The organism is Brevibacterium rongguiense, assembly GCF_009857845.1.
In the GTDB taxonomy this organism is placed as follows: Bacteria; Actinomycetota; Actinomycetes; order Actinomycetales; family Brevibacteriaceae; genus Brevibacterium; species Brevibacterium rongguiense.
This window is the reverse complement of the sequence record NZ_WWEQ01000056.1, coordinates 1-19,579: the sequence shown is the minus strand read 5'-3', so window position 1 is coordinate 19,579 and position 19,579 is coordinate 1. Positions and strand designations below refer to the sequence as shown.

General features: G+C 72.5%; 11 protein-coding genes. 6 read left to right on the top strand and 5 right to left on the bottom strand.

Annotated features, from left to right (window positions below; all coding sequences use genetic code 11):
- Positions 1 to 150: 150 nt before the first annotated feature.
- The 3 genes from GSY69_RS11150 to valS all read right to left on the bottom strand — a co-directional run bounded on the left by GSY69_RS11150 (position 151) and on the right by valS (position 5,047).
- Complete coding sequence (locus tag GSY69_RS11150; protein ID WP_328698856.1) at positions 151 to 819, bottom strand: AIM24 family protein; 669 nt, start codon at positions 817 to 819, stop codon at positions 151 to 153.
- Between the two features lie 173 nt (positions 820 to 992).
- Positions 993 to 2,405, bottom strand: a complete 1,413-nt coding sequence (locus GSY69_RS11145; RefSeq protein ID WP_160953922.1) for a low temperature requirement protein A — start codon at positions 2,403 to 2,405, stop codon at positions 993 to 995.
- 2 nt (positions 2,406 to 2,407) lie between these two features.
- Positions 2,408 to 5,047, bottom strand: coding sequence for a valine--tRNA ligase (gene valS, locus GSY69_RS11140; RefSeq protein WP_160953921.1), 2,640 nt, complete (start codon positions 5,045 to 5,047; stop codon positions 2,408 to 2,410).
- Positions 5,048 to 5,484: 437 nt separating this feature from the next.
- On the opposite strand from valS, the gene GSY69_RS11135 reads away from it, so the two are divergent.
- The 5 genes from GSY69_RS11135 (at position 5,485) to ndk (ending at position 12,462) form a co-directional block, all read left to right on the top strand.
- On the top strand, positions 5,485 to 6,237 hold the full coding sequence (locus tag GSY69_RS11135) for an SDR family oxidoreductase (protein WP_160953920.1): 753 nt from the start codon (positions 5,485 to 5,487) through the stop codon (positions 6,235 to 6,237).
- A 379-nt stretch (positions 6,238 to 6,616) separates the two neighbouring features.
- Positions 6,617 to 9,904: an isoleucine--tRNA ligase gene (gene ileS, locus GSY69_RS11130; RefSeq protein ID WP_160953919.1), complete on the top strand. Its 3,288-nt coding sequence runs from the start codon at positions 6,617 to 6,619 to the stop codon at positions 9,902 to 9,904.
- Positions 9,901 to 11,484, top strand: a complete 1,584-nt coding sequence (locus GSY69_RS11125; RefSeq protein ID WP_160953918.1) for a bifunctional folylpolyglutamate synthase/dihydrofolate synthase — start codon at positions 9,901 to 9,903, stop codon at positions 11,482 to 11,484. The genes ileS and GSY69_RS11125 overlap by 4 nt, the downstream gene beginning before the upstream one ends.
- Entirely contained in the window at positions 11,484 to 11,873 is a 390-nt protein-coding gene (locus GSY69_RS11120; RefSeq protein ID WP_160953917.1) for a DUF4233 domain-containing protein, read from the top strand. Before GSY69_RS11125 ends, GSY69_RS11120 begins: the two co-directional genes overlap by 1 nt.
- A 163-nt stretch (positions 11,874 to 12,036) precedes the next feature.
- Positions 12,037 to 12,462 (top strand): nucleoside-diphosphate kinase, encoded by a 426-nt coding sequence (ndk, locus tag GSY69_RS11115; protein ID WP_160953916.1) that lies wholly within the window; start codon positions 12,037 to 12,039, stop codon positions 12,460 to 12,462.
- A 210-nt stretch (positions 12,463 to 12,672) separates the two neighbouring features.
- On the opposite strand, the gene GSY69_RS11110 is transcribed toward ndk, so the two are convergent.
- Both GSY69_RS11110 and GSY69_RS11105 read right to left on the bottom strand, forming a co-directional pair.
- Positions 12,673 to 15,231, bottom strand: coding sequence for an HtaA domain-containing protein (locus GSY69_RS11110; protein WP_160953915.1), 2,559 nt, complete (start codon positions 15,229 to 15,231; stop codon positions 12,673 to 12,675).
- 129 nt (positions 15,232 to 15,360) lie between these two features.
- The gene (locus tag GSY69_RS11105; protein WP_202411054.1) at positions 15,361 to 16,104 is read right to left on the bottom strand and encodes a vitamin K epoxide reductase family protein; all 744 of its coding nucleotides are present in this window, start codon (positions 16,102 to 16,104) and stop codon (positions 15,361 to 15,363) included.
- A gap of 446 nt (positions 16,105 to 16,550) precedes the next feature.
- Here GSY69_RS11105 and GSY69_RS11100 point away from each other — a divergent pair.
- Positions 16,551 to 19,579: Rne/Rng family ribonuclease (locus tag GSY69_RS11100; protein WP_235936500.1), on the top strand; the 3,029-nt coding region annotated here is incomplete at its 3' end.

Genomic DNA, 19,579 nt, shown 5'->3' with positions numbered 1-19,579 from the left:
GGTTCGCACCGCTGGCCGCGCGGCGGCTCGCTCGGGGCGCGGCGGCCCGCTCGCCGCACGGCGAGCACGGCGGCGCGCTCGGCTCGAGGCCGAGCGCAGAGATCCCGAGCGCAGCGGCCCCGAGCGGAGCGGCCCGGCGAACAGCGGGCCTCAGAAGATCTCGGCGGGCTGGACGACGACGAAGCCCGGGCCGTGGAACTGCAGCTGGAAGCTCTCGCCCGAACCGCGGCCGATGAACGAGCCGAGGCTCACGGCCGCCTTGATCTGCGGCACGAGGTTGGCCGACCAGCAGACGACCGCCTGGGGGTCCACGAAGGTGGGCGTCTGCGAGCAGTCGAGGATCATGGGCTCGCCCTGGCAGCAGAGCGCCGCGGTGCCCTGCCCCGAGAGCTCGAGGTTGAACAGGCCCGACCCGGTGGCCAGCGCCCCCACGCCCTTGATGCGCTTGATGTCCCAGTTGAGCGAGGCGTCGAACGCGAGCATCGAGGACGAGTTGACGCAGAGTGAGTCGCTGCCGCCCTCCAGCTGCATCATGAAGATGTTGGACGCCGCACGGGCGAAGAACACCTCGCCGTGCCCCTCGACCCGCATCATCGGCGTGTCCTCGCTCGTCATGGCCTTCTTGAGGAACTGGCCGACCGACGTCGAGCCCTGGTGCGCGAAGTCGACGTTGCCCTGATAGGCGACCATGGCCCCCTTGGTGGCGATGAGCGGGCCGCTGGGCTCGATGTACGTCCGCAGCATCTTCGCTGACTGGAGCGTCCAGCGCTGCCGGGACTCCTTCTCCTGGTGTGAAGCGGCAAACAGTTCGCTGCGCACGGCATCCTCCTGTGATGTCGGCTGCGGCCCGCTGCCGCCTCCTGCGTGCCACGCTAGACGCTGCGCGCCGCCGTGCCCAGAGCCTTCGATGGCAGCGCTGCAACACCACGGTGCAAGATCACGGGGGAGGGGGCGGCCTCACCGGGGCGGGCGGGTGCACCCGCGCGATCTGCTCAGCCGGCGTTCTCGGGCGCGGTCGGCTGCGGGCCCGGTCGCGCCCCGCCGGCCAGGTGGAAGCCCACGATGAGGACGGTGAGCCACAGCATCGCCGCCCACGGGAGACGGGTGACGAAGATTGCGCACAGGACCGGGAGGAGCGTGCCGGTGAGCAGCCACATGAGGGCGCGCGGCCAGCTGCCGGGCAGGGTGATGAGGCTGGCCAGGGCCCCGATGAGGAAGTAGCCGGCCAGGCCTCCCCACAGCAGCCAGCGCACGGTGCCGCCGGGCGCCTCGGCGGCGGACTCCACCGCCCCGCCGAGTCCGACGGCGATGATCACGAGGCACGCCGTCGTGAGGGAGTGGAACCCCAGGGCCGCGCGCAGCGCGAGCCCGGAGAGGCGCAGCAGCGGCACGCCCGCCCCGCCCAGCACGACGCTGAGGCCGAACAGGCAGGCCGCAACGGTGATCGCGGCGGCCCCGGCCAGCAGCAGCGCGGCGGTCCATTCGGCCTGAGCGGCGGCCTCGATGACCTGGAGGATGGACTCGCCGAGGACGATGATGACGAACAGGCTCATCCGCTCGTCCAGGTGCTCGGGGTCGAGCGCCCGGCCGACGACCGTGAGCGGTCGCTCCCCGCGCCGCTGGCGTCCTCCGCGCGGTCCCCGGTGGGCGGTGTCCTGTCCCAGCCGGCGCAGGCGCGCGGGCCTGCCTCGCCCGGCCTGGGCCCGGCGCTCGTGCTCGCGGATGCGCTCGTTGAATCGCTCGACCATGTCGGAGCGCTGCACGAGGACGAGGATGAGGACGTCGATCGTGAGGCCGGCGCCCCACAGCCACAGCGTCCACGACGGTGGGGCCCAGATCGATGCGAGCCAGGGCAGCGCACCCACCGCCTGCTGGGCGACCGGCCAGTCGGTGACGACTTCGCCCCTGTTCCATGACTGGGCGGCGAAGAAGCGCGCGCCCAGATAGGCGATCGCGAAGACGGTGGCGTGGATGTTGTGCGCATCGGCGTGGGTCTCTCCGCTGCCGGCGCCCAGGTTCTCCGCCAGGCCGTCGACGGAGGCGACCATCGCCGCGATCATCGTCATGCCGATCACGAGGCGCACCGTGCGCGTGGTGGTCCCCGCGGTGTTGCCGTAGACCATGAAGCTCGTCCAGCACATCCACAGCGCGCCGAAGCCCAGGACGAAGACCGCCCACGCGTGCGGCGAGGGCGCGTGGAGGACGTGGGCGAAGGCGGCCACCCCGGCCACGGCCACGAGGTCGAAGAACAGCTCGGCCCACGACGCCCGGTGCTCGGCGGGTCCGGCTGCCTGCGGCGCGCCGCCGTCCTCCGCGGACCCGGGAGGCGCGGATCCGGGAGGCGCGGATCCGGGAGATGCCGACCCGGGAGGCGGGGAGGCCGCCTGCGGCTCCCCGCCTGCCACGCTCAGCTCTCCGCGGGGACGAACTGAACGCCCGTGAGCTCGGCGCCCGTGCGGGAGTCGTCGGCGCTCAGCTGCCAGTCGCGGATGCGGCCGGCCGCCCGCAGGTCCGCTCCCGCCAGGCGCACCGCCTCGATCGTCTCCGCGGGCGCGCTCAGCTGCGCCGCGGCGATCTCCGTCTTCTGCGAGACCTTCGCCTCGGTCTTCGCTCGCCGGACGATGGCGAGCACCCCGGCCACCCGGTCGAGCAGCCCCGCATCGCCGGCGGGCGCCTCGGCGGCGGGCACGGGCCACGGCGCCCGGTGCACGGAGCCCTCGTGCCACCAGGACCAGACCTCTTCGGTCACGAACGGCATGATGGGCGCGAACAGGCGCAGGAGCGCATCGAGGGCCGTGGCGAGCACGGCGTGCGCGGATGCCTGCGCGGCCTCACCCTGTGCGCCGTAGGAGCGGTCCTTGACGAGCTCGACGTAGTCGTCGGTGAACGTCCAGAAGAACGACTCCGCCTCGCGCAGCGCGTGGGCGTAGTCGTAGGCGGCCATGTGCTGACCGCACGCGCGCACCGTGGCGTCGAGCCGCACGAGCAGCGAGCGGTCGAGGTCGTGGGTGACGAGGTCCGTGCGGCCCACGAGGTCCGCGTGCACCCCCTGGGCCAGGGCGAACTTCGAGGCGTTGAGCAGCTTCATCGCCAGGCGGCGGCCGATCTGCATCTGCGCGACGTCGTATGCGGTGTCGCCGCCCAGGCGGGCGCTGGCGGCCCAGTAGCGCACGGCGTCGGGGCCGAAGCCGGGCTTGGCCTCCGCGAGGATGTCGCTGGGCACGACGACGTTGCCCTTGGACTTCGACATCTTCTTGCGGTCCGGGTCGAGGATCCAGCCGGACAGCGCGGTGTGCGTCCACGGCACGGAGTCGTTGAGCGAATTGGCCCGCACGACGGTGGAGAAGAGCCACGTGCGGATGATGTCGTGGCCCTGGGGGCGCAGGTCGAAGGGGAAGACGGTCCCGAACAGCTCGTTGTCGCGGCTCCAGCCGCCCACGATCTGCGGGGTCAGCGAGGAGGTGGCCCACGTGTCGAGCACGTCCGGGTCGCCGGTGAAGCCACCGGGCCGGTCGCGCTGGGACTCGTCGAACCCGGCCGGGGCCTGGGCCTGCGGATCCACGGGCAGGGCGGCATCGTCCGGGGTCAGCGGCGCGTCGTAGTCCGGGTTGCCCTCGGCGTCCAGGCGGTACCACAGCGGGATGGGCACGCCGAAGTAGCGCTGGCGCGAGACCAACCAGTCGCCGTTGAGGCCCTCGACCCAGTTCTCGTAGCGCGAGCGCATGAAGCCCGGGTGCCACTCGAGCTCGCGGCCGCGGGCGATGAGCTCGTCGCGCAGCCGGGCATCCCGGCCGCCGTTGCGGATGTACCACTGGCGGCTCGCGACTACCTCGAGGGGCTTGTCGCCCTTCTCGTAGAACGGCACCGGGTGGGTGATGGCCTCCGGCTCGCCGATGAGGTCGCCGGACTCGCGCAGCGCCTCCGCGATCTCCTTGCGCGCGGTGAACGTCGTCTTGCCGGCCAGCGCCTCGTAGCGGGCGACGGCATCCTCCTTGGGCGATGCCGCAATCCACTCGGGGGTCTCGCGGGCCAGGCGGCCATCGCGCGTGATGACGGCGCGGGTGGGCAGGTCGAGCTCGCGCCACCACGTGACGTCGGTGAGGTCGCCGAACGTGCAGACCATGGCGATGCCGGTGCCCTTGTCCGACTTCGCCAGGCCGTGGGCGCGGACCTCGACGGCGACGCCGAACAGCGGGGAGACCACGCGGGTGCCGAACAGCGGCTGGTAGCGCTCATCGTCCGGATGGGCGACGAGGGCGACGACGGCCGGGATGAGCTCGGGGCGGCTCGTGAGGATGACGACGGGCTCGCGCGCGGTGTCGGCGAGGCCGTCGGGGCCCTCGGGGTAGAAGTTCACCCGGTGGTAGGCGCCCTCCTTCTCCCGGTCCTCGAGCTCGGCCTGCGCCACGGCGGTGCCGAACGTCACGTCCCACATCGTCGGCGCGTCCTGGGAGTAGGCGTGGCCGGCGGCCAGGTCGCGCAGGAAGGCGCGCTGGGACACGGCCCGGGAGGTGTCGTCGATCGTGCGGTACGTGTAGCGCCAGTCCACGGACAGGCCCACGGACCGGAAGAGATCCTCGAAGACCTGCTCGTCGTCGGAGGCCAGCGCCTCGCACAGCTCGATGAAGTTCTGCCGGGAGACCGCCACGAAGTCGCGCGGGTTCTTCGCGGGCTTGTCCGGCGGCCGGAAGCCCGGATCGTAGGCCACCGAGGGGTCGCACGTGACCCCGTAGTAGTTCTGCACCCGGCGCTCGGTGGGCAGGCCGTTGTCGTCCCAGCCCAGCGGGTAGAACACGCTCTTGCCGGTCATGCGCTGATAGCGGGCGATGACATCGGTCTGCGTGTAGGAGAACACGTGGCCCACGTGCAGGGAGCCCGAGGCGGTGGGCGGGGGAGTGTCGATCGAGTAGACGTCCGCGCGGTCCGCGGTGGCATCGAAGGCGTAGGTGCCGTCCTCACCCCACGCCCGATCCCACTTGTCCTTGAGGCCCTCGAGGGCCGGCTTGTCCGGCAGATGCACCGAGTCATGTGTGCTTGGGGTGTCCATGATGATGATCTTCCCATCCCCGCCCGGGCCCCTCCAAGCCGGGCGGGGCCGTCCGAGTCGGGCGGGGGGCTCCGAGCCGGGCGGGGCGGGGGCTGCGGTCGAGCGCGGGCGATCCGGCGACAGGAAGGTGCGCGCGGGGGCCGGCGAACAGCCCGCGGCCGGTGCGACCCCGCTGCTCCTGCCGCGTGCCCAGTGCGAAACGGCTGCCGAGGCGCGGGCCAGCCCGCCGCGAAGCCTCCGCCGCACCCGCCGCCGCACCCGCTGCGAAATGGCCGCCGAGGCGCGGGCCCGCCCGCCGCGAAACGGCAGGCGGGTGCCCCGGGCCGCGGTATACGCTGGGTGGGCGCGCCGGGACGAGGCCCGCGCGCGGGGCGCGCGGCCGCGGGCCCTGGTACGACGGCCACTACGGCACAGGCACGACGGCACAGGAGAGAGACATGGCGAATCTGCGAGCAGTGGTGACCGGCGCGAGCTCCGGGATGGGGGCGGCGACGGTCCGCCAGCTGCGCGACCTCGAGTGGGACGTCGTGGCCGTCGCCCGGCGCGAGGACCGGCTGCGCGAGCTGGCCGAGGAGACCGGGTGCGACTACGTCGTGGCGGACATGACCAGCGACGACGACGTCGCGCGGATGGCCTCCGAGGTCACCGCCGGCGGTCCGGTTCACGCGCTCGTCGCCAATGCGGGCGCCGCCTTCGGTCAGGACGAGATCCGCAGCGCGGACATCGACGACTGGGCGAAGATGCTCGACATCAACGTGCTGGGCACCCTGCGCAGCGTCAAGGCGCTCATCCCCGCCCTCATCGAGTCCGGCCGCGGCGACATCGTCATCATGTCGTCGACCGCCGGGCGGATCGTCTACGAGGGCGGCGGCGGCTACACCGCCGCCAAGCACGGCACCGCGGCGATCGCCGAGACGCTGCGCCTGGAGCTGGCCGGCGAGCCCGTGCGCGTCATCGAGATCGCCCCCGGCATGGTCGCCACCGAGGAGTTCTCGGCCAAGCGGCTGGGCTCGCAGGAGGCCGCGGACAAGGTCTACGCGGGGGTGGAGAATCCGCTGACGGCCGAGGACTGCGCCGACGCGATCGTCTACGCGCTCACCCGGCCCCACCACTTCAACGTCGACCTCATGGTCATCCGCCCCATCGCGCAGGCCGCCCAGCACAAGGTCGCGCGCAACAGGGGCCTGTGAGCAGCAGAGGCCTGTGACCAGCGGGGCCTCCCGGCGGTCCGCCTCGACTGCGCTCGCCCGGTTGACCGCCTCGCTCTCCGCTGCGCGGCGGCCCGCCTCGCCCGCGCCCGCCCGGCGCGCTAGACTGGACGCGCAGTGATCCGGCCATCACCGGGGAGCATCCGGAAGAACGGCGCCAGCGCCCAGTAGACCCGGACGGGCGGGCCCGTCACAGCCCCGAAGAGCGATCCTCTGGCCCAGGCCGGCGGGGCGGTGCGAATGCGCAGCCCCGGCGCACCTCGGGCCCGGGGATAAGCGAGGTGGTACCGCGGCAGTGATGTCGTCCTCGTGCGAAGCAGCCCCCGCCCGGCACGCCGGGCTCGCACAGGAAGAGGACGCCATGGCCGATGCCACCCAGCCCGTCTACCCCAAGCAGTCCACGGCCGCGGCCGGCCTGACCGCATCCCCGAACTTCCCCGCCCTCGAGCGCGACATCCTCGCCTTCTGGAACGACAACGCGATCTTCGAGGAGTCCGTCGCCCAGCGCGATCCCGGCCCTGACGGCGACAACGAGTTCGTCTTCTACGACGGCCCCCCGTTCGCCAACGGCCTGCCGCACTACGGCCACCTGCTCACGAGCTACGTCAAGGACGTCGTCCCCCGCTACCAGACGATGCTCGGCAAGCGCGTCGAGCGCCGCTTCGGCTGGGACACCCACGGCCTGCCCGCGGAGCTCGAGGCGATGCGCCAGCTGGGGCTGACGACCAAGGACGAGATCCTCGAGATGGGGGTCGAGAAGTTCAACGAGGCCGCCCGGGCCTCCGTGCTCAAGTACACGGACGAGTGGCAGGCCTACATCAACCGGATGGGCCGCTGGGTCGACTTCGACAACGACTACAAGACGCTCAACCCCAGCTTCATGGAATCCGTCCTGTGGGTCTTCAAGAGCCTCTACGAGAAGGGCCTCATCTACGAGGGCTTCCGCGTCCTGCCCTACTGCTGGTCGGACGAGACGCCGCTGTCCAATCACGAGCTGCGCATGGACGACGACGTCTACCAGATGCGCCAGGACCCGGCCGTGACGGTGGGCTTCGAGGCCACCGACGGCGAGCTGGCCGGCGCCAAGCTGCTCGTGTGGACGACGACGCCGTGGACGCTGCCGTCCAACCTCGCGATCGTCGTCGGCACGGACATCGACTACGTCCTCATCGAATCCGACGGGCCCACCGGCAGCCCGGAGCGCTACGTCATCGCCCGCACCCGCCTGGGCGCCTACGCCCGCGAGTTCGGCGAGCAGCCCACGGTGCTCAGGGAGCTTTCGGGCGCGGACCTGCTGGGCACCCACTACCGCCCCCCGTTCGGCTACTTCGCCGACCAGCCCAACGCCTTCCGCGTGGTCGAGGGCGACTTCGTCACGACCACGGACGGCACGGGCCTCGTGCACACCGCCGGCGCGTTCGGCGAGGACGACTACGTCGTCACGACCCGCGAGAACATCGAGGCCGTCATGCCGGTGGGCGCCGACGGCCGCTTCACGGCCCCGGTGCGCGAATACGAGGGCGAGCTCGTCTTCGACGCCAACCCCATGGTCATCCGCGACCTCAAGGCCGCCACGAAGGGAGAGCCGGCCGGCTCCGTCACGCCGGGCACCGTGCTCGTGCGCCACGAGACCTACGACCACTCCTACCCGCACTGCTGGCGCTGCCGGAACCCCCTCATCTACAAGGGCGTGAGCTCCTGGTTCGTCGAGGTCACCGCGGTCAAGGAGCGCATGCTCCAGACCAACCAGGAGATCACCTGGGTGCCGGAGAACGTCAAGGACGGCCAGTTCGGCAAGTGGCTGGAGAACGCCCGCGACTGGTCGATCACCCGCAACCGCTTCTGGGGCAGCCCCGTGCCCGTGTGGCGCTCGGACGATCCCGAGTACCCGCGCATCGACGTCTACGGGTCCTTCGAGGACCTCGAGCGCGACTTCGGCCGCATCCCCACCGGGCCCGACGGGCAGCCGAACCTCCACCGCCCCTTCATCGACGAGCTCACCCGGCCCAACCCGGACGACCCCACCGGCCGCTCGACCATGCGCCGCGTCGAGGACGTCCTCGACGTGTGGTTCGACTCCGGCTCCATGCCCTACGGCCAGGTCCACTACCCGTTCGAGAACCGCGAGTGGTTCGAGCACCACTACCCGGCGGACTTCATCGTCGAGTACATCGGCCAGACCCGCGGCTGGTTCTACACGCTGCACATCCTCGCCGCCGCGCTGTTCGACCGGCCCGCGTTCCTCGACGTCATCTGCCACGGGATCGTGCTCGGCTCCGACGGGCAGAAGATGTCGAAGTCGCTGCGCAACTACCCGGACGTCAACGAGGTCTTCGACCGCGACGGCTCGGACGCGATGCGCTGGTTCCTCATGTCCAGCCCCATCCTGCGCGGCGGCAACCTCGTCGTCACGGAGCAGGGCATCCGCGAGGGCGTCCGCCAGGTGCTGCTGCCGCTGTGGAGCACGTGGCACTTCTTCGCCACCTACGCCAACAGCGCGGATCCCGCCGCCGAGGCGCCCGCCGGGTCCCGCGGCTACGGCGCCTCCCAGCGCTACGAGTCCGGGCAGGTGCTCGACCGCTACCTGCTGGCCAAGACCCACGCGCTCATCGAGGACTTCCGCGCCGCGATGAGCGGTTACGACGTGTGGAGCGCCTGCGCGATCCTGCGCGACTACCTCGATATGCTCACGAACTGGTATGTGCGCCGCTCGCGCCGCCGCTTCTGGGCGGGCACCCCGGACACGCGGGAGACGTTCGATGTCTTCGCCACGTGCTTCGAGGCGTTCCTGCGGGTGGCCGCGCCGCTGCTGCCGTTCGCGGCCGAGGAGATCTACCGCGGCCTCACCGGCGAGCGCTCCGTCCACCTGGCCGACTACCCGGACGCAGCGCCGTTCGGCGTGGACGAGGGCCTCGTGGCCGCCATGGACGTAACCCGCAGCGTGTGCTCGGTGGGCTCGAGCCTGCGCAAGGCCAACAGCCTGCGCGTGCGCCTGCCGCTGTCCGAGCTCACCGTCGCCACCGACGTCGAGCTCGGGGCGGACTTCACCGCGATCATCGCCGACGAGCTCAACGTCCGCAGCGTCCGCGTGCTCACGCTGGATGAGGCGGCGCAGGCCGGCTTCACGCTGGCCAGCCGGCTCACCGTCAACGCGCGCGCCGCGGGCCCTCGCCTGGGCAAGCAGGTCCAGCAGGCCATCAAGGGCTCGAAGACCGGCGACTGGTCGGTGGCCGACGACGGCACCGTGACGAGCGGCGGCATCGAACTCGTCGAGGGCGAGTACGCGCTCGAGGACGTCGCCGAATCCGGGGCCGAGGGCGTTGTCCTCGCCCCCACCGCGGGCGGCTTCGTGGCGCTCGACACCGTCGTCACCCCGGAGCTCGAGGCCGAGGGCCTGGCCCGCGACACCGTGCGCGCGGTGCAGTCGGCCCGCCGCGAGCTGGCACTCGACGTCTCCGACCGCATCCGGCTGCGCATCGCGGCCCCGGAGGACGGGGTGCGCGCGGCGCTGGCCGCCCACGCCGAGCTCATCGGGGCCGAAACCCTCGCCCTCGATGTGGAGCTGACCGCGGACGAGCTCGCCGGCGACGGCGTGTTCGCCGCGGGAGACGTCGCCCCGGGTGCCCAGGTCCAGGTGGTGCGCGCATGAGCGAGCCGCGCGAGCCCCACGACGACGGCGCCGAGCCCGAGGGGGACTTCGACGACGTCTTCGGCATCGACAGCCTCATCGGCGGCGGTGAGGAGGCCGACGCCGCCTACGCCGACGAGCCTGCGACCGACCGCGGGGGAGACGGTGAGCCCGCCGGCGCCTCGGCGGCCCAGCGGGCAGCGCAGCTGCGCGCCGAGGAGCACCGCGACCCGGCCGCGATCGCCGAGCTCGCCCGCGTCCAGGCCGCGCTCCAGGCGCGCGCCGGCGAAGCCCAGCCGGAGCTGCGCCTCGACGCGACGCGCCGGGCCTGCGAGCTGCTGGGCGACATCCACGAGTCCGCACCGGTCATCACGGTCACCGGGACGAACGGCAAGACGTCGACCGTGCGGATGGTCGATGCGCTCCTGGGCGCCCACGGCCTGCGGGTGGGCCGGTTCTCCAGCCCTCACCTGCACCGCCTGAGCGAGCGCATCAGCGTCGACGGCGCCGAGGTCAGCGCGTTCGCACTCGGCCGGGTCTGGGACGAGATCGCCCCCTTCCTCGACCTCGTCGACGGGCAGCTGGCGGCCGAGGACCGCGCGCCGCTCACCTACTTCGAGGCGCTCACCGTGCTCGCCTTCGCCGTCTTCGCCGATGCGCCCGTCGACGTCATGGTCCTCGAGGTGGGGATGGGCGGCGAATGGGACTCCACGAACGTCGCCGACGCCGCCATCTGCGGCTTCACCCCCATCGGGCTGGACCACCAGGCCTTCCTGGGCGACACGCTCGAGCAGATCGCCGCGACGAAGGCCGGCATCCTCGACCGCACGCTCGACCCGAGCCCGGCCCCGCACCCCGTCGCCGTGGTGGGCGAGCAGCCGGAGGCCGCAGCAGGCGTCCTCGCCGAGCAGATCGCCCAGCGCGGCGACGAGGCGCTGTGGGAGGGCGAGCAGTTCGGCGTCGTCGAGCGCTCGCGCGCCGTCGACGGGCAGCTGCTCAACCTGCGCGGCGCGTTCGCGCAGTACCCGGAGGTCTTCCTGCCGCTGCACGGCGCCCATCAGGCCCAGAACGCGGCGCAGGCGCTCGCCATCGTCGAGTGCTTCCTGGCGGCGGAGGACAAGCCGCTCGACGCGGACGTCGTGGGGGCCGGGTTCGCGCAGGTCACCTCGCCGGGCCGGATGGAGATCATGCGCACCGAGCCCACGATCATCGTGGACGGCGCGCACAACCCCGCCGGGGCGCAGGCCCTGGCCGAGGCGCTGGACGAGGCGTTCGACTTCCCGGACGTCGTGGCCGTCGTCGCGGTGTACGCGGACAAGGACCCGCACGGGATGCTCGAGTACGTCCACCGGTTCGCCTCCCGGATCGTCGTGACCCAGGCGCTGAGCCCGCGCGCCATGCCGGTCGACCGCCTGGCCGCCGCGGCCGAGGAGTGGTACGACCCGGACGATGTGCACCGGGCACCGGATATGAACGCCGCGCTCATGGCGGCAATCGACCTGGTGGTGGGCACCGAGGACACGGGCGCCGGCATCGTCGTGACCGGTTCGCTGGCCACGGTGGCCGAGGCCCGCACGCTGCTGGGCAGCCAGGAGGCGTGATGGAGCCCATCGCGCTGCCGCTGAAGTCGAAGCTGCCCATCCTGTGCGGCACCGTGCTCATCTGCGAGGTGCTCTCGCTGTACTTCGCCCTGCTCGTGGGCTACGGCCTGCGCCCCGTGCCGTTCGCGTGGCTCGTCGCCGGCGCCGCCGTCATCACGGTCGTCGCGATCGCCGCGACCGCGCTGCTGCCGCGCCGGGCCGGCCAGCGCCGCCCCGGCATCGCCCTGGGATGGGCCGTGCAGGCGCTCATCCTGCTCAGCGGCATCGTCATGCCCTCCATGCTCATCGTCGGCGCGGTGTTCGGGGCGATGTGGGTGGCGGGCCTCTACTGGGGCCGGCGCATCGACCGGGAGGCCACCGCCTGGGCCGTGGAGCACAACGCGCGCTGAACCGCGCCCCCGGCGGGTTCACCAGGCGGTCCGCGGGCGGGCGCTGGGTGAGACCGGGGGAGGCGCGCCGCGGCCGCTGAACTAGACTCGGGCGCGGAGCGCGACCCGTTCGGGCCTGTCCCGCGGGCCGCGCGGAACCATCACGCCGAAGCGAGGAGGAGTCATGACCGAACGCACGCTGGTGCTCGTCAAGCCCGATGGGGTGAAGCGCGGGCTCATCGGCCAGGTGCTCGCCCGCATCGAGGCCAAGGGCTACGAGATCGAGAAGCTGCAGCTCGTCCGCGCCACGAAGGAGCAGCTGGCCGAGCACTACGCCGAGCACGCGGGCAAGCCGTTCTACCAGCCGCTCGTCGACTTCATGGCCTCCGGCCCGATCGCGGCGGTCGTCGCGACGGGCGACGGGGTCATCACGGGCTTCCGCTCCCTGGCCGGGGCCACCGACCCGACGACGGCCGCGCCCGGCACCATCCGCGGCGACCTGGGCCGCGACTGGGGCACCGCCGTGCAGCAGAACATCGTGCACGGCTCGGACTCCACAGAGTCGGCCAAGCGCGAGATCGCGATCTGGTTCCCCGCCGACGAGGGCTGAGGCACCCCGCGACCACGTTCCGCGCCCGCCCATGAGTGAGGCCCCCGCCGCGGCGGGGGCCTCACTCATGGGCGGGCGCGTTTGCTCACTGCTGCCGGCCGGCGGTGGGCCGCCGGCAGTGCGGACAGCCGGCCCCTGGGCGCCGACCGGACAGCCGGCCCCTGGGCGCCGACCGGACGGCCGGCTCCTCAGGCTCCTCCCTCCGCCGGCTCAGCGCCGGCGGCGGTTGAGGATGACCGTCCCGCTCCCGAGGATGACGAGCGCGAGGCCCAGCGCCAATGCGGCGAGGGCGGCTGCGCCCGTGCGCGGCAGCGGATCGTCACTCGGGTGGGAAGCGCTCGGGTCCGAGTCGCCCGCACCAGGGTGCCCCGGGCGCGAGGCACTCGGATCCGAGCCGTCCGTGTCGTCCCGGCCGCCCGGGTGCGGGCGCTGCGAGGCGCTCGACGACGCCGGCGCGGGCCGACCCGCCGTGGTCGAGGGCTGCGGCGAGGCAGCCGTCGGCGCGGTGCTGGCGGACTCCGAGGGGCCCGGGCTCGCGGGGGAGCTGGGCTCTGCGCTGGAATCGTCGCTCGGCTCCGCGCTCGGGGAGGCGGTGGCACTGGGATCCGGGAAGTCCGGCACCACACCTGCGTGATCGATCGTGGTCGCCGGGCCGTAGACCGTGCCGGCGGCATTGGTCGCCACGGGGCGGACCTGCGTCCCCGCAGGGGTGTCGGACGCGACTGCGAACTCGCCGGAGCCCTCGGCCGTCTCCCGGTTCTGCGCTCCCGCCTCCGCGAACGTGCCGCCGGGGGCCTTGACCTGCCAGGTGATCGCGGGCCGAGGTGTGCCCTCGGCGCGCGCCGAGAGCGCGGCCGCCTTCCCGTCCAGCACGAGCGATGACTCCGGTGTGCGGGTGAAGTGCGGTGTGATCCCGCGCAGGCGCAGCACGGAGACGCCGTACTGCTTGTACGCCGTGGTCGTGTCGCGGATGGGGTAGTAGATGCTGTGGTCGGGCCCCACCGCCATGCTGAACTTGCCGTCCAGCGGGGACTGTCCCACGGAGTCGGGCATCGCGGTGCGCGGCAGCTCCGTTCCCGCGCGGGAGGGCACGAGGGAGGCCGCCGTGGTGTCGAACGTGTAGCGCAGGCCCAGGCCCGTGTCCTCGCCCAGCGTGCCGGGCAGCTTGATGTTCGCGTCCGCGTAGCGCACGGTCTTCGTCACGGACAGCGCGGTGCCGTGCAGCTCGACGGTGCGCAGGGCATCGTCGGGGCCGCCCTGGTCGGTGCGCTTGCGGCGGGTGTAGAGCACCAGGGTGCCGTCGTCGAATCTCTTCACCGCATCGTGGGTGCGGGTGCGGTCGCCGGGGAACAGCAGATCGTTCTGCGGCGTCACCGTGACGGACCGGTCGGCGGCGATCGTGAGGACGAAGGGCGGCATCTGGACGGAGTCGCGGTCGTCGTTGTACGCCGTGGAGGCGGGCGTGTAGATCGCGTGATCGGCATCGGCGAACGCCATGAGGTTGTCGGAGGCGCGGGAGTCGAGCTGCCGGTACGTGTAGTCCGCGTAGCCCTTGACGGGCGGCAGCTGCGTGTCGGTTCCCTTCCAGCCGGAGGCGGTCTCCTCGATGACGTGGGCACGGTAGGGCTGCGCCGACTTCGGACCGTCGAGGCCGGTGATCGCCAGCGCGCGCCTGCTCACCGGATCGTAGCCGAGGCCGGCCAGCGTGATGCCGTCCTCGTCCGCGTCGGCGGGCAGCTCGTGCATGTGGCGGGTCTGCCAGGCGCCGTTGCGGAACGCGGCCTCGGTCAGCCAGTTGTGGACGTTCTCCGGGATGAGCGCGAAGAAGCGGTCGCCGGCCGCATCGTAGTAGCCGTCGTCATTGGAGTAGGTGGTCGGCAGGGGCAGCGGCTGTGCGCCCACGACCGGCCGCAGCGTCTGCGCATCGAGCACCGTGATCTGGCGGGTGCCCCCGGAGACCTTCTCCGTGAAGTAGAGGCGCTTGCCGTCCGACGACGCGGCCGTCATCTCCGTGAGCGAGTTCTTGTGGTCGGGCAGGTAGGTCTCACCTCGCTTGAACACGGGGACGTTGGGCTCCGCGCCCTGGTCCGCGTCGGCCACGGGCCCGCCGGCCTCCGGCACGGAGAATGTGACGGGGTCCAGGGGGGAGCCGTCCGGGTAGAAGCCGGCGAACGCCCGCTTGCCACCGGAGCCCAGCGTGGCGGGGATCGCGGTCCATGTGGTGCCGGCCTCACCGACGGCGGGCGTGACGGCTGCGGCATCGAGGTCGGCGAGTTCGACCTCGCCGAGGTCGGGGACGGGATCGCACTTCGTCTCGTCCAAGGCGCGGGACTTCGCGTGCGCGTAGAGGTGCGAGCCCGAGGGGCTGAGGACGATCCGCATGTCCGAGAACGTGAGGTCGAGCGCGTCGACGTCCGGGCAAGCCGCGTGGTAGCCGTGCCACTTGCGGTAGTGGACGGTGCCGCCGAACTGCGCCGTGGTCGTGCGGGTCTTCGCGTCGTAGGCCGAGTCCTTGAGGGGGAAGCGGTAGACGCCGTCTGCGACGCGGGCTCCATCGGAGGTCTCGCCGCCCCCGGTGTAGGAGTCGAAGGAGGCGCGCAGGCGCCAGGTGAGCTCGTGGGCGGTCTGGGCGGCTGCATCGGCCGCCGCGGGGGAGGCCGCGGCGGCGGGTGCGAAGACGGTGGCGGCGATGAGCGCCAGCAGGCTCAGCGCCGCGTGGAGGGCGCGGGGCCGCTGTGCGCGCTGGGCCGGGGAGGGGGGTGTGGGCATGGGCTGCTTTCACATCTGGGGCGCCGGGGAAGGCGCGCCCGCTGAACGTCGGATGTGAATAAGGTTAGCGTGCCCTGAGTGGTTCGAATTGTGACGTCCGTCCCGGTGAGGGAGGTGTCGGCGGCCGGATCAGCCGATGAGCGAGGAGAAGTAGGGCCAGAAGTGCAGGACGATGCAGCCGTAGATGACGAGCATCCAGGCGACCGCCGCGAACACCGCATTGGACGCGAGCGCGTAGGTCCCCGTGCTGTCCGCGATCCCCGCCCCGAACGCGCCCGTGAGCGCGTTGCGGGCCGTGACGATGCAGAACATCGGGATCGTCACCGACCACACGACGATGCACCAGGGGCAGCCGATCCCGATGACGTAGATCGACGTGATGAACAGGAACATGACGAATACCGTCCCCAGCGCCAGGCCCACGTTGAGCCCGATCATGACCCAGCGCGGGATCGGCGTGCGCGAGACGAGGAGGATGCCCAGCAGCAGCGGCACGACGAAGGCCATGATCCCCAGGAACTGATTGGGGAAGCCGAAGAGCTGGGACTGCGGGAAGCGCATGACGGAGCCGCAGGAGAAGAACGGGTTGAAGTCGCAGGAGAGCACGCGGTCCGGCTGCTCGAGCTTCTTGACCTTGTCCACCGAGAGGTCGAACGAGGCGATGAAGCCGATCGCCGAGGCGATGATGAGGAAGATGCCCAGCGGCCGGTCGCGGGTGAACCACGGTCCGCGTCCCGCGCCCGAGGCGGGGGTCGGGCCATCGTCCGCCGCACGGTCATCATCGGGTGCCAGAGCCTCGTCTGCGGTCCAGCCGGGCTCGGCGTCGGCGGCGGCCAGCGGGTCCGCGGTGCGGGGGTTCTTCGAAGCGCTCACGGGGCAAGCTTGCCCGGATTCGCAGGCCGCGTCCACACGGTCCGCCCCCGGGGCGCCGCCCGTCCGACATGCGGACCGGTCCCGGAACGGACCCTTACCCGCACCGGCAGGGGTGTGCCTGCAGTGCGCACCGGGCCCGCCGCAGCGGCGCCGGCGCGCCGACCGCCTCGTCGGCCCGGCGGCGCCTGACCGGGTGTGAGGGGGCCCTGTGCCATACTGGTCCAGACGCAATCGCCCGACACACCCGGCGATCTGCCCGCCTCCACCCATCGGGTGCACACCCGGATGAGGTCGAAGACGAGGCGGCGGCCACGACGCCACCGCGCACGACTGACTGCGCGAGCCGACGGCCGCACACGAATTTTTCCGTCCGCACCGCGGACGATGCCAGCGGCCGACGCGGGCGCGAGGGTGTGGCGCCCGAGTCGGCACAGGAGCCGATACACATGAACAACGACAATTCGCAGGACCGCACCACGGATCCCACGGCCGGCATCCTCGCCGACCTGGAGAGCCTGCGGGCCTCCCACCAGGACGCCGACGCCCAGCCGCGCGGCGGAGCCGATTCCGAGTCCGTCCTCGACTCGATCGCCGATGCCGCAGCGCACCTGCGCGCGGAGCCCGCGGACAGCGGGGAGGCCCCCGCGCAGAAGGCAGCCAAGGGCGGCCAGCGCTCGGCGCGCTCGGCGCACTCGAACCGCGGCCGCGCGTTCGAGGACGCGATCTTCTCCGACAGCGCCGACGATGCGGCGGAGCCGGCGGACGCCGGTGCGCCCGCCCAGGAGCCGGAGGCGCCGGCCGCCTCGGCGCCGTTCAGCTCCGGCCGGATGTTCTCCGCCCAGGATGAGCCGGTGCCCTATGCGCCCGTGGGCGCCCCCGCCGGCGGGGGACTGCTCTTCCAGGCGCCTCAGGCCGAGCTCGGCCAGCAGGTCGACCCCGACTGGAGCGACGAGGACGACGAAGAGGGCCAGGACGATGCCGGCCGCGGCGCCGGCGATGACGATGACGACGAGCCCGCCGGGCGCCGCAGGCGCGGCCGCCGAGGCGCGCGACGCGAGGCCGATGCCCGCGGGGCGGACGACGACGCGGATGACCGTGGAGCGGCAGCCGAGCGCACGGCGGGCGATGGCGAGCGCGCAGTCGCGGACGACGATGACTCTGATGACGAGGGCGAGGGCGAGGGCCGCAGGCGCCGCCGCGGCGGGCGCGGACGCCGCTCGAAGAAGGACGAGCCGTCCGAGCGCGGCAGCGGCGACGACGAGGCGGACTTCGGCGACGCCGCGGCGGCCGACGACTCCTCCGGCGGGCGCTCGAAGCGCGGTGGGAAGTCCAAGAAGGACAGGGCCAAGGACGCAGGCGCCGGCGAGGCCCCCAAGGCCGAGGGCGAGCACGCCTCCGACGACGACGGCGAGGACGACTCCGAGGGCGGTTCGCGCCGCCGTCGGCGCCGCGCGCGCAGCGGCCGGGGCTCGAACGGCTCGAACGACTCCGGTGGTTCGAACGGCTCGGGCTCGGCGAGCTCCTCGACCGGCGAGGACGCCGTCCAGGGCATCAAGGGCTCAACGCGCATGGAGGCCAAGCGCCAGCGCCGCCGCGAGGGCCGCGAGGCCGGGCGGCGCCGGCCCGTCATCTCCGAGGCCGAGTTCCTGGCCCGGCGCGAATCCGTCGAGCGCTCGATGCTCGTGCGCGAGCAGGACGGGCGGACCCAGCTCGTCGTCCTCGAGGACGGGATCGCAGTCGAGCACTACCTCTCGGAGCGCCGCGCGCAGGCCTCGCTCATCGGCAACGTCTACCTGGGCAAGGTCCAGAACGTGCTGCCGAGCATGGAGGCCGCCTTCATCGACATCGGCAAGGGCCGCAACGCGGTCCTCTACGCCGGCGAGGTCAACTGGGACGCCCTGGGCATGAACGGCAAGCCGCGCCGGATCGAGGTCGCGCTCAAGTCCGGCGACTCGGTGCTCGTCCAGGTGACGAAGGACCCGATCGGCCACAAGGGCGCCCGGCTGACGAGCCAGATCTCCCTGCCGGGGCGCTTCCTCGTCTACGTGCCCGGCAACACGATGACGGGCATCTCGCGCAAGCTGCCCGATGTCGAGCGCCAGCGGCTGAAGAAGCTGCTCAAGGAGATCGTCCCCGCCTCGGCCGGCGTCATCGTGCGCACGGCCGCCGAGGGCGCCTCGGAGGAGGAGATCGGCCGCGACGTCGAGCGCCTCACGAAGCGCTGGGACACGATTGAGAAGAAGTCGACCTCGACGAAGGTCCTCGCCCCCCAGCTGCTCTACAGCGAGCCGGACATGATCGTGCGGATCGTCCGCGACGTCTTCAACGAGGACTTCGGCGCGCTCGTCGTCGACGGCGCCGAGGTGTGGGAGACGATCAGCGAGTACGTCGAGTCCGTCGCCCCCGACCTGCGCGAGCGGGTGAGCCGCTACGACGGCGAGGACGACATCTTCGACCACTACCGCGTGAGCGAGCAGATCGACAAGGCGCTCACGCGCAAGGTCAACCTGCCCTCCGGCGGTTCGCTCGTCATCGACCGCACCGAGGCGATGACGGTCATCGACGTCAACACCGGCAAGTTCACCGGCTCCGGGGGCAACCTCGAGGAGACGGTGACGAAGAACAACCTCGAGGCGGCCGAGGAGGTCATCCGCCAGCTGCGGCTGCGCGACATCGGCGGCATCATCGTCGTCGACTTCATCGACATGGTCCTCGAGTCCAATCGCGACCTCGTGGTCCGCCGGCTCGTGGAGTGCCTGGGCCGCGATCGCACGAAGCACCAGGTCGCCGAGGTGACCTCGCTGGGCCTCGTGCAGATGACCCGCAAGCGCATCGGCACGGGGCTCGCCGAGTCCTTCGCCGCGGCGGGCGAGGACATGAACGGCCTGGGCCTCATGCTCCCGGAGAGCGAGCCCGAGCCGCAGCCCAAGCGCGGGCGCGGCAAGCGCCGGGGCTCCGACGATGCGGGGCGCGACTCCGGGCGCGGTGAGCGCGCGGACAAGGGGCGCGAGCAGCCGGAGTCCGCGGAGGACGAGGAGAAGCAGACCGCCACGCGCTCAGCCATGGCCGCGGTCGCGAAGGCGACGCTGAGCAAGGACGAGGCCGCCGAGCAGGCCCGCGCCGAGGCCGGGGCCGAGGGCGCCCCAGCCTCTGAGGCCGGGCAGGACGCCGCGGGCGGCGGCGAAGCCGACGGCGGCAGCGGGCAGAAGCGCTCCGGGCGCGGACGCCGCTCCCGTGGGCGCAGGGCCGAGGGCCAGGACCAGACCGCCTCCGAGGCGGCCGACCAGGGCGCGGCTGCCGGTGAGGCACAGTCCGAGGGCTTCCAGTCCGAGGACGCTGAGTCCGCGCAGGGGCAGGGCGACGGCGCGCGCAGCGACGGTGCGCCGGCCGCTGACGAGCCCACCGCGGGTGCCGAGCAGGCGGACGAGGGCCGCGGGGCGCGCCGCGGCCGGCGCACGCGCAAGCGCGACGTCGA